The organism is Paenibacillus sp. MSJ-34, from assembly GCF_018918005.1.
GTDB lineage: Bacteria > Bacillota > Bacilli > Paenibacillales > Paenibacillaceae > MSJ-34.
On record NZ_JAHLPR010000065.1, the window covers coordinates 1 to 12,290 of the forward strand.

Annotated in this window: 8 protein-coding genes; 1 reads left to right on the top strand and 7 read right to left on the bottom strand. The window is 51.1% G+C overall.

The window, feature by feature from the left end:
• Nucleotides 1–210 precede the first annotated feature (210 nt).
• Nucleotides 211–1,470, bottom strand: coding sequence for a TRAP transporter large permease (locus KQI79_RS24595; RefSeq protein ID WP_216540982.1), 1,260 nt, complete (start codon nt 1,468–1,470; stop codon nt 211–213).
• 450 nt (nt 1,471–1,920) lie between these two features.
• On the opposite strand from KQI79_RS24595, the gene KQI79_RS24600 reads away from it, so the two are divergent.
• Nucleotides 1,921–3,048, top strand: a complete 1,128-nt coding sequence (locus KQI79_RS24600; protein ID WP_216540962.1) for an IS110 family RNA-guided transposase — start codon at nt 1,921–1,923, stop codon at nt 3,046–3,048.
• Between the two features lie 732 nt (nt 3,049–3,780).
• Here KQI79_RS24600 and KQI79_RS24605 read toward each other — a convergent pair.
• The 6 genes from KQI79_RS24605 to KQI79_RS24630 all read right to left on the bottom strand — a co-directional run bounded on the left by KQI79_RS24605 (nt 3,781) and on the right by KQI79_RS24630 (nt 12,275).
• The gene (locus KQI79_RS24605; protein ID WP_216540983.1) at nt 3,781–4,731 is read right to left on the bottom strand and encodes a glycoside hydrolase family 43 protein; all 951 of its coding nucleotides are present in this window, start codon (nt 4,729–4,731) and stop codon (nt 3,781–3,783) included.
• 68 nt (nt 4,732–4,799) lie between these two features.
• Nucleotides 4,800–6,551 carry a glycoside hydrolase family 2 protein gene (locus KQI79_RS24610; RefSeq protein ID WP_216540963.1) on the bottom strand — a complete coding sequence of 584 codons (1,752 nt, stop codon included), beginning with the start codon at nt 6,549–6,551 and terminating at the stop codon, nt 4,800–4,802.
• Between the two features lie 33 nt (nt 6,552–6,584).
• Nucleotides 6,585–9,056, bottom strand: coding sequence for a family 43 glycosylhydrolase (locus KQI79_RS24615; protein ID WP_253298393.1), 2,472 nt, complete (start codon nt 9,054–9,056; stop codon nt 6,585–6,587).
• 10 nt (nt 9,057–9,066) lie between these two features.
• Nucleotides 9,067–9,903, bottom strand: coding sequence for a carbohydrate ABC transporter permease (locus KQI79_RS24620; RefSeq protein ID WP_367398240.1), 837 nt, complete (start codon nt 9,901–9,903; stop codon nt 9,067–9,069).
• Between the two features lie 11 nt (nt 9,904–9,914).
• Entirely contained in the window at nt 9,915–10,808 is an 894-nt protein-coding gene (locus tag KQI79_RS24625; protein ID WP_216540966.1) for a carbohydrate ABC transporter permease, read from the bottom strand.
• Between the two features lie 84 nt (nt 10,809–10,892).
• Nucleotides 10,893–12,275, bottom strand: coding sequence for an ABC transporter substrate-binding protein (locus tag KQI79_RS24630; protein ID WP_216540967.1), 1,383 nt, complete (start codon nt 12,273–12,275; stop codon nt 10,893–10,895).
• Nucleotides 12,276–12,290 lie beyond the last annotated feature (15 nt).

The following is a 12,290-nucleotide window of genomic DNA, read 5'->3' on the forward strand; positions in this document are numbered from 1 at the left end:
TGATTCAGGGAGAATTATCATAATTCTCCCTCTCGTATATCCGAAACTGGTCAGATTGACCGTCAATAGCAGGACAACTTACACCGTCAATCTCAGGGCATTATGCGTTAGCATTAACAGCATGAATCCAGTCCTCCCTCTCCTTGCTAACATGCTTTCATTTTCATACGATTTGATATGGTATAACGGTATAATGCCTTCCTAGCCTTCCTAGCGGCCTCCAATCCAGTTCGGCAAGAACATCGACAATTGCGGAAGAAATGTAATCAGAAGCAAGTCGGTGAGCAGTACGGCATAAAACGGCAGCATGCCTCTGGCGATCTGATCCAGCCGGATCTTCGCAATTTGGGCCGATATGAACGGGTTGATGCCAAGCGGCGGCGTACACATCCCGATCGCCAGATTCACAATCATGATAATACCAAAGTGCGTAGGATCGATGCCGAATTCGGCTGCGACCGGCGCAAGCAACGGCGCCAAGATGATAATCGAGGCATTGGATTCCATAAACATGCCGACAATCAACAGGAACAGGTTGACAAGCAGCAGGAAGATAATAGGATTATCCGATATATTCACGAAGAATCCGGCCACAGCCTGCGGAATTCCTTCGCGGGTCATAATCCAACTGAACAATCCGGCGCTTGCGATAATGAACATGATCACGGAAATCGTAACCGTGGATTGCGTTAAAATTTTGACCAGCTTGGAAAGCTTGATCTCTTTATATACGAATACGCCCACAATGAACGCATAAGCTACGGCAACGCCCGCCGCCTCGGTCGGGGTAAAGAATCCGCCGTAAATCCCTCCGAGAATAATAACAGGCATGAGCACCGCCCAGAACGATTCCTTGAAAGCCTGCCATACTTCGGCCGGCGTCTTTCTCTTCTCTCTTGCGTATCCTTTCCTGCGCGCGATGATATATACGGTAATCATGAGCGACAATCCGATCATAATCCCCGGTACGAGGCCCGCCATGAACAGATCGCCGATCGAGGTTTCGGCCGCAACCTCGTATAGAATCAACGGAATGCTTGGCGGGATAATAACCCCTAACTCGCCCGCCGTTGCTTGAAGCGCTCCTGTAAAGTTCTTATGATATCCGCGGGCAATCATCGCCGGAATCAGGATACTGCCAAACGCAGCCGTTGCCGCGGCCGACGATCCTGAAATGGCGGCGAAGAACATGGAAGTTACAATCGTGACTAACCCCAGCCCTCCGGGCAAATGCCCTGTAAGCGCATTGGCCAGATTGACAAGACGTCTGGATATTCCGCCGAATTCCATTAACGTCCCTGAGAAAACGAAAAATGGAATGGCCATAAGCGGGAACGAATCCGTCGATGTGAACGAACGCTGAACAAGTACAAGCAGCGGCGTACCGCCTTCCCACCAAATTGCAACCGCCGAGGCCATCCCCATGGAGACGGCGATCGGTACGCACCGCTTCCGCTGAGTGAAGGGGATATCGACGAAAGGCCCAGTAAGGAAAGTTATTCATGCCGGAACGCCGCCGGTTGCGGGCTTGCCCAAATCCGAAGTTGCATCTTTCCCCGCTGCAAAGCCTGCGAAAGGAGTCAATTTCATCATTCGCCACCGTTAATTTGTAACTGGTTTTATTGCGCATAGAGAAGAGGAACCCTCCCTATTTCGAAGGCGATCCGCGCGGACCTAGACGCTAACGAAACTGACAATCCTTATTTGGCTCAAAAAGGAGACATTCCCATCCTGACGAAAGTACGCATCGTTATTCATTGGAAATTGGCCGTTTTAGCGCCTATTTCCCCTCATTAGTTATAATGAACGAAACCGACATCCCAGTTTGCTTCTACGTAGGTTAATTTGGAAACAATGGAATTAAAGTCAAAATCCATTGACTTACCAAATCAGAGCTATAAACAAAAGGAGTCGGTTACTATGAATCATTCCACAAAATACGTTGGTTTAGACGTATCTAAGGCAAAAATTGCTGTTGCCATTGCTGATGAAGGAAGACAAGAGGCCCGTTTTTGGGGTGTTATTGAACACACGGAAGAAGCGGTTCGAAAGCTAATGCAGAAACTGCGTCCATCGGAAGACGTTGTGCTAGAAGTTTGTTACGAATCCGGGCCTACGGGAAATGTCCTGTACCGCTGGCTGCTTGCTATGAATATCGCATGTACCATTGTCGCTCCATCCCTTGTGCCGCAGCGGGCGGGAGACCGGGTAAAGACAGATCGACGAGACGCCTTGCGCCTGGCTCAGTTGTTTCGTGCAGGAGAGTTGACATCTGTCTACGTTCCCTCTCCAGAAGATGAAGCATTACGGGACTTAGTTCGCGCTCGGGAAGATGCTAAAGAAGATATGAATCGGCATAAACAGCGTCTAGGGAAGTTCCTGTTGAGAAATCAGCTTTCTCCTTCAAATGGAGCCAAGCCTTGGACCCATAAGTACGAAGAATGGCTTGACACCCTGCGATTCTCCGATGACTGCAAGCGAACTGCATTTCAGGAATACCGGCAGACCATTCGGGAGACACAAGAACGCATGAAACGATATGAAAAAGAAATAGAGCGTCAAGCTCAATCCGGAGTGCAAGCCCCATTAATCCAAGCATTACAAGCCCTAAAAGGGGTGGCGGTTATAACTGCGGCGACCCTGGCATCCGAAATTTTTGATATAACCCGTTTCCCGAGTGCGGGTTCGTTTATGAGTTATTGCGGGCTCGTACCCAGTGAATCCTCTTCAGGGGTAAGCCGCTGGCAAGGCAACATTACAAAAGCAGGAAATGCCCATTTGCGGCGGGTATTGGTAGAATCAGCTTGGCATTATCGCCATCCCCCTGGTATCCGCAAAAAATTAAGAGAACGTATGCCTGACTTACCGCCTGGAGTACAAGCCATAGCATGGGAAGCACAAAGTCGATTGTACAAGAAATGTAAAGGTTTGCAGCGCAGAGGCAAACATAGCGGATGCGTTATCACCTCTATTGCAAGAGAGCTGGCCGGATTCGTGTGGGCAATTGCCAGGGAATTAGAAAAACAGAAACAAGCAAACGTAGCATAGCATAACAGCTCAACTATTTTCTTTTTGTAAATGAATCATTCTGAAGGGAGGCGATGAGAGGGAGAGGATTGTTTTCTTACCTCGAAGGTAAAAACAGGCAAGGTGAAGAGTAAACCCGCGAGTCACGCTTGAGTCATAGCGAACGCAAGTCTGCTAAAAATACTCGACATTAGTTAGCGGTACCTCTTCAGACGTATGTAGAATGTGTGTGAATCCACGAATATCAGTATGCCAACTAAGGCGTATTGCTTTTACCTTCGAGCTGAGAAAACGATCCCCCCTTTCCGTTCCCCTTAGAGGAAACGCAGGGAGCAAGCCCCCTGCACCCCCATAACTCGCCGTATGGCAGGCCGGCATGACCATGCCGGGTATTACAAAAGTATGGGTAGAAGGAGTCGCCCGTCAAGAAAGGCGCTTGACAGGCTTTTATTTAAGTGTGCCAAAAACGAGTGAGTCACAGAGGGCTTGACAGGTTTCGTTCATATCAGCGTGTATACGTTTCGTTAGCCCGCCCGACGGGTCGTCAGCCGCCAGCGATATTGCAGGAATTCGTCTTCGCTACGGAAAGTGCCGACCAATCACAATCACGCATGGCCACTTCCATGAACTTGAATCCGCAACCTTTTTCGATGCAACGCCAGTGTAGCTGCTGAACAAAAATAAGGACACGATCCCGCCAGGAAGGCGGACGTGTCCGTTTCTACGATTTTCAACGCTTTGAACAATGCAGGCTCATTCTTCGCCGGACGGAACGGGTATATCCGAATTCGTAGGAAGAGGAATGCCGAAATCCGGCTCCCCGTCCGTCGTCCAACCGAATCGTTGGATCCTTGGCTGCCTTCTCTGCGATCCCCCTTCGGATTCGGGAATGGCATGATAGACGATCCAATCCTCGGTGCCGTCCGGGGATTGGGTAAAACTGTTATGCCCGGGGGCGAATACGGAATTTTCCGGAGATTTCTTGAAGACCGGCCGTTCGCTTTTCTTCCAAGAGGATGGATCAAGCAAATCGCTGTCTTCCGCTGCGCTCAACATGCCCAAAGCATAGTCGTCCGACCATGTTGTGCTTGCCGAATAGACAAGGAATATTTTCCCGTGTCTTACGAGAAAACAGGGGCCTTCGTTAATCGCCATACCTCCCTGCTTCTCCCAAGCATATTCCGGCTTGGTCAGCAGAACGTTCGGCCCCGTCAAGGTCCATGGATTGGCCATAAGAGCGGCATAGATCGCGGAGCCGTATTCCGGAAAATGGCCGTATCCCGCATACATGAAATATAATTTGCCGTTATGCTGCAGAACCGTTCCGTCCAAGCCGGGCCGTTCCGTATTCACAGCGCCTTTATGCACCCAATCGCCGTCCATCGGATCCGCGCTCTCGTTCTCCAAAACGTATATCCTGCGAGTACTGTCACCGCTCCCGTCGCTTGCCGTGAAATAGATATACCATTTGTCCCCAATGCGGTGAATTTCCGGCGCCCATAATTCCCGGCTGCCCGGGCCTTCCGTGGGCGGCAACCATACGGTTTTGCGCAATCCTTCGGCGATGCCGGTCATCGACCGGGACTTCAGCAATTCCAGGCGATCGCGGCGTGTCACCATGAAATAATAATAGCCGTCATCATGCCGAATCATCCAGGGATCCGCACCGCTTGTCATAATCGGATTGCGAAAGGTGCGATTCATTGCGTTGTTCAAGACAATTCCTCCCCCGATCTTTTCGATAAAAACAGTATTCCGAATCTTTCTTGGATTTACGATGTAAGATTAATTTCCCTAATGAGCTCGATTGGAATTTTCGGAGTTCGATCCTCGGTAAGCAAACCGTTCATTTCTTGCTGAACGTCGGTAACTTGCGTATAACAGTACCCGCAAATATAGTCCGTCCTTTGTATCGCTTGGGTGATCTTGCGGAACCGCTCGGTAAAGGCTTCTTCGTCTGCCACTTGATTGCCGTATCCCCAGCCCTTCTCGGTCCGGAATGCAATTCCGCCAAACTCGCTTACGATGATCGGCTGCCCGGTGTATTCGTGGCTTGAGGCAAAGGCAAATTTCGCCTTATTAAAAGAAATCTTGTTGTCGACAATCTGCTGCTTATCGATATACCGCTCAGCGAATTCCTCGCCGCTCTCCACGTAATCATGCAAGGTTAAAATATCCGAGACCGTATGCTCCCACCCATCGTTCGTGATGACGGGACGGTACGGATCGATTGATTTGGTCAAATGGTAAATGCCTTCCGTGAATTTCTGCTGCCTGACATTGGTTCGAATCTGCATCACGCCCCATGATTCATTAAATGGAACCCAGGTAATAATGCTCGGGTGATTGTAATGTTGGCGAACAATTTCCAGCCATTCCCGGGTAAAATGGCCGATGGCCGCATCATTGAACTCGAATGTTGCCGGCATTTCCGACCAAACCAACAGCCCCTTGACGTCGCACCAGTATAAGAAACGTTCATCCTCAATTTTCATGTGCTTGCGGACCCCGTTGTAACCCATGGCTAGAATCAAATCAATATCCTTGACGATCGCTTCTTCCGACGGCGGCGTCAGATGGCTTTCCGGCCAATAGCCTTGATCCAGAATCAATCTTTGATAGATCGGGGCATTATTTAGCAGCACCTTGCCATTTTCGATCGAGATTTTGCGCATGCCGAAATACGAAAAAACATGATCGACTTCTTCATCGTTCCGGTATAAAACAAACTCTACGTCGTACAGATTCGGATGCTGCGGGGACCACATACTCACTTTCCACGGTCCGTTCGCTTCGTGAATTAACCCCGTTTCCATCTGCAACCAAGGACGGTCGACCGCGATTCTGAACTGCTTCATCAATTCGCCCTTCAAACTGATTCGCGTCTCCAGTTGAAACCGGGCGGACGATAAATCCCCTGCCGTTTCATATTCGAACCGTACGGCATAATTGTCAAGGTCGGGCGTAATCTTCACCGATTGGATGTAAGTATCCTCTACAAATTCCAGCCATACGCTTTGCCAAATGCCCGTGGTCTGGACATAGAAGCATTCGAAGTTATCCTTAACCCAGCGCTGTTTGCCTCGCGGCTGAGTACAACTTTGGCTATCTTCCGCTTTCACGACGAGATTTAGTTCGGACCCGCCCTGAATGTATGTTGTTATATCAAAGGAAAATGCGGAATATCCGCCTTGATGTTGACCGACGTATGTCCCGTTCGCCCATACTTTGGCCGTATAGTCCACCGCCTGGAAATGGACAATCGCTCTTTTGCCCGAATATTCCGGGGGGATGGCCATTGTTCGTTGATACCATACGTTGGGATGAAACGATTCTTCGCCTATACCGCTTGCTTCGGTTTCGTAAGTAAAAGGGACGAGGATCTTGCGTTCGGCGGAGAAAGACTCGTACCACCTCTCCCCTTCTCCGACATTCGCGTCGTCAAAGCGAAAATTCCATTCTCCGTTAAGATCAAGCCATCCCTCGCGCATAAATTGAGGTCTAGGATAATTTTTGATATGCATTCCGGTTTCTCACTCCTGCCTGTTGTCTAATAATCAAGGTTGAACGGATTCAACGGTCAGATCGCCAAGCTCGATCTGCTCCGCATAGGCCGAGCGGATTCCCACCCTGCCCTGCATCAAAGCGTCCGGATCATCGTATGCCAATACCGGCTGCGATTCATCCTCCAGATAGACGCGTATGGATCCGCCGATCGCATCGATACGCAATCGATGCGATTCGTTTCTTTGAAGCGCCACTTTCTCTGCATGCAGCAGAACCGAGTCGTAATTATGTTTGTATAGCTCGATCTTGTTCGCGGAAACTGCCAGGAAATAACCCGTCAGGGAGTCCTTCACCTGGTGGGGGAAATCCGATTCGTTCGTCACTCTAATTAACGCGCCCGCTTGCCCGGAAGGCTCGTCTCCAAGTTTAACGGTCGTTTCTATGCGGTAATCGGACCAAAGCGGGCTTCCTCCGTACATTTTGGAATCCGCGTCGGCGGCGCCCAAGAACCCCGCATCCCCCTTTTGCCAAATTCCGTGAACATCGTCCGCACTCGATTGCTCAAGAACTTGCTCCTGCCGGAACGGCTCGGCTTCTATCCGGTCGAAATCCATCGTCTTCCATTCGAGCCGGCCAGTATGCAGCTTGACCGCCACCGTATGCAAGCCTTTGTCAAGCTCCGTCCGTCCTGCCCGAATTCGCGCCCACTCCGTCTCGGGCGAAGTTGGCGGCATGCCTGGCACCTGATAGACGCCAACTTTCCGATCGTCAACGAGCAGTTCGATCGATGCAGCTTCTTGCGAAGGCTTCACTGTCAAATCGAATGCATAAGTCCCCGATTCGGAGACATTGACCGTATACCGAAGCCAATCGCCCTTATCGTGCAGCGCGACGGAATAGCTGCCGTCCCCGGCCTCCCGGATATCGACGCCGTCCGTTGTCCGCCATGCGGCCGAGTCGGCATGCTTCTTCACCGAATAGCCTCTGTCGGCCCTCATGAGGTAATGAGCCGCTTCAATCGTGCCCGGGAGCGGTTTCACCGATTCGAAATCGCTGCTGCCGTTCACATGGTTCGAGAACGCCGTGTAAGAGAGAATAGGTTCCCCTCCTTCGTAACGGTACCCGATCTTCCCGGCGCCGAAAGAATCCGCGGCCGCTTCTATTTTCAAACCGCCGTCAAAATAGATCCGCGAACGGCCTTCCCCAAGCTCGACGCGAATCGTGTGCAGCTTCGTCAAATCGGTGCCTGCGGGCAGTTCGGCCTCGGCAAGCGTCGACCTTGCGCCGTCCGATACGGAGATCAGCGATATCCCGTTCCCGTCGCCGCCGATCTCGACGCCGGCAAAGTTCGCATCGTCAACATAGCCGAACAACGCGACGATTCGCGTATCCGGCGAGCTTCCAGGGGACATACGAAGATTGAATTCCGCCGTATAGCGCGAATGCGTCGATTCCTTGCTGACGATCGCTCCTCCGGCGGATTCCGTTCTCGCATCCCATTTGGTTGGATCGATGGCTTCGTCGAGCCGGCCTGCGAAGGCGGCTAACTGCGGAACAGGCTGATCGTAATGGGTCGGCCCGAGAACATTCATTTTATCTCCGTTAAAGACGAGCCGATCGATATTCATTTGCCGGACAGGCGGGCCTTCCGCGGAGCGGCCGACCAGGTTATGATAAACGAGGTAATATGAATCCAAATCCGGACCCATGACAATGGAGTTATGGCCCAGACCGAAAAAATCCGCTTTCGTGCTGATGGCTAACGGGTTATTGGCAGGCACCCTATAAGGGCCCAGCGGCGACTCTTTCGCGACGGCATAATGAATTCGGTACCCTTTACTGAAGACATGATTGCCGGTAAACGTCATATAATAGGTGCCATTGCGCTTGATGATCATCGAGCCTTCCGTCCAGTGCCCCAAGAAGGTCTCGGGGATCACCGAGCCAAATCCAAACGAGGCCGGTCCGTCCATCGGTACGCCGACGATTCCTTCCGGGCCGGCATGAGTGAACGTCCAAGAGCCGTCGTCATCGATGAACACCGAACCGTCTATACTCATCCCGACATTTTCGCTTATTCTCTCGAACGGTCCGGTCGGCGATTCGCTCCGAAACACATAATGCCCTTTTCCTGCCGGGGATGTGTACAAATAGAAATATCCGTTCCAATAAACCACTTCCGGCGCATAGGCCCCCGTCGATATCGGATCTTCCGTCACAAGGCCGGCATATCGCCAATCGATGAGGTTATCCGACACCCATGCTTTCATGCCGACGCGAAAATCTTTCGTGCTGACATACAAATAATAACGCCCGTCATGACGCAAGACGAACGGATCTCCGTTGCCATAGTCTTCCCATTCCTGTTCCAATGACATGTAAGGATTCGCATGCATACGTTCGTATACGCTCAAATCGATCTCCTCCGGTTTGTTGTATGAATCGCATCCCGATAGAACCAGCGCCGCCGCCAGTCCGATCAACCACACGATCTTGCGTAGACAAAAAGTACGTTTCGCCATCGGCGGCAAGCTATCCTTTTATCCCGCTGATCGCCAGCGACTCGATAAAATAACGCTGGCAAAAGAAAAAGACGAGAATGACCGGAACCATGGCGATGACGGCGGCGGCCATGATCATCGGATAATTGGACTGGCCGATGTACAATGCCTGCATCGAAGCGATGAGCACCTGAATCGTTTGTTTCTCCGGAGTATGCAAATAAATGAGCGGTCCGAGAAAATCATTCCAGATCCCCATAAATCCAAGAGCCGCTTGAGCGGCAAGAGCCGGTTTCATGATGGGCAAGGCAATCGTCCAGAAGATGCGGGGGAAGCTGCAGCCGTCAATCTTCGCCGCTTCGATCAGGTCGTTCGGAAGCGAACCTTGCAAATACTGCCGCAGGAAAAATATGACGACAATATTGCCGAACAACCCCGGCACAATGAGGGGAAGCAGCGTATCGACCCAATCCAGCCGGGAAAAACCGATATACTGCGGAATCATGACGACCGAATACGGGATCATCATCGTCCCGAGCAATCCGAGGAACAGGACGCCCTTTAACGGAAAATCGAACTTGCCGAAGGCATAGGCGGACATGGCGGAGATCAGCAGTCCGACCGTCAAGACGACCGCTACGATGATCAAGCTGTTCATAAAGCCATTCAGCAGCGGCGAGGCTTGCCACACTTCCGTATAATTTTTGACAGTAAAGGGATCGGGGATCCACTTAGGCGGCATGTCAAATACGTTTCTCTGGTCCTTCATCGAAGTCGACACGGTCCAAACGAACGGAGCGATCATGAAGATCGAACCAGCCAGGAGAATCAGGAACGACAAGACATTCGCATTTTTTTGATATCTCACAGATCTCCCCCCTAATCCTGATACACCCATTTGTCGGATAATTTAAATTGAATGAGCGTTACGATGAATATGATAATGCCGAGCACCCATGCAGCCGCGCTTGCGTACCCCATATTGAAATATTTGAACGCATGTTCGAAGATGTAATAAACGATCGTCGCTCCGCTATATTCAGGTCCTCCGTCCACGGCCAATACATAGATTTGGCTGAACGACTGGAATGCCCCGATCACGCCCATAACGATGACGAAGAAATGAATGGGCGTGAGCAGCGGAACGGTAATCTTCGTTAACTTCTTCCATGCGCTGGCACCGTCGATTTCCGCCGCTTCATAGTACGAGGAAGAAATCGATTGCAATCCGGCCAAGTACAGCACCATCGTGCTTCCGATGCCGCTCCACAAGCCGATCAATATGAGAGAAGGCTTAACCCACTCCGGCTTGCCGAGCCAATTCGGGCCCTGAATGCCGAACCAATCCCAAAGCAAGTTGTTGAGCAACCCGTAATCCTGATTCAGTATCCATTGCCATAGCAAAGATACCGCGATAATCGGGGAGATCACCGGAAGGTAGTAGATCGTTCGCATGAAGGAGATGCCTTTGATCTGGCGGTTCATAAGAATGGCCAGTATAAGCGATATTGCCATACCGATCGGAATGCCGATCATGAGATAGACCGTGTTAAAAAGCGATTTGAATACCTTCTCGTCCCGAAAAAGCTCTCTGTAATTGTCGAATCCGGTCCACTGCGGTTCCGACAACATATCCCACTTTTGAAAGCTGATATAAATCGAAAAAAGAATCGGCACGAGGCCAAACAGCAAAAATCCGAGAACCGGAGGAGCCACAAAAAGATACAACCAAGCGAGTTCCTTTTTTCGATACCCGGCAAACTTCGTTTTCATGTCGGTTCCTCCTTCGCCTAAAGATCGTTGCGCCAAACGCGGTGTCATTAAAAAAATGGAGGGGAGGACGCCCCCCTTGCGGCACTACTTATTGCCCTTGTCATACAGTTCCTGCATTTTAGGCTTGATTTCCGCAGTCCAATCTTTAGCTGACATCTCACCGTTCCATACCTTGCTTGCATTTTGCAAGAACGTATCGATCCACTGCGTATCCTTGGAACGGGACGGGACGTCGGGACGCCCGTAATCTTGAATGATATCCAGGAACACTTGGCGGTTCTGAGGAGCTTTCCCCATCTCCATGAATTCGCCGTTCGCCATATCAATCAGGTTTGGAACCGCCTGGCCGAGCTGATAATTTTCGCGTTGGCCGCTCTCATCCAGAGACAGAAATGCGGCCAGGTCGAACGCTTCTTGCGGATGTGCGGTTTTCGCCGAGATCGCGAAGCCCATCGAGCCGAGCCATGTCGCTGTTTTGCCCGTATTCGGGCTCGCAGGCCATGCAGCGATATCCCATTCGAACGGCAGCTCCCAGAAAGCCGGTTGATCCCATGGACCCATGGCGAACATCGCCAGCTTGCCGTTCAGGAAACGGGTATAAGCGTTCATCGCTTTTTCGGCTTCCGGATTCGGACTAACCTTATGCTTCAAAGTTAAATCAGCGACGAACTGCATCGCTTCGTAGAACTCCGGCTGATCGACCATAACCGTGCCCGTTTCGTAATCGATATACTCGCCGCCGTTCGCCCATACCGCAGACTCCAAACTGTAAGCGCCTATACCATATTGATCGGGCTTGCCGTCGCCGTTCTCGTCGACCGTTAGTTTTTTGGCGGCCTCCAACATATCGTTCCACGTCCATTCTCCCGCTTTGGCGGAAGGCAGCGGAACGCCGGCTTTTTCGAACAAATCTTTGTTGTAAACGAACGCCCAGGGGCCTACATCCTTCGGAAGGGCGTAAAGATCGCCTGAACCTAGCTTGCTGCCGTCGTAACGGTACCGGTCCAGCGCTTGCTTCCAAATATTATCCGGATTGAACAGCGACGTTTGATCTATATAAGATTGAATATTGAGAATCGCCTTGGCTTCCGCAAACCGGTAAAATTCGCTGCCGCCGACATAGAATACGTCGGGAGCTTTGCCGGAGCCGACCAGCGTCTTCAACTTCTGCGAATACTCGCCGGGAGGAACCGACGTGTATTTAACCGTCACGTTCGCATACTTTTCCTCGAAGGAGGAAATCAGCTTTTCGAAAATCTTTTTCTCGTCCGGGTTGCCATGACCCATGAATTCAATCGTAACGGGGTCTTTCTTTGGCTTTTCGCCACCGTCATGATCCGTTTTCTGCGAGTTCTCCGAGTTTTCCGACGGAGTCGCCTCATTCTTGACGTTGCCGCTGCCGCATGCGGATAGGACAAGCAACAAAACCAACAGCATCAAACCTGTCCACTTACTCTTGCGTTCCATGCAAATCCCCTCTTC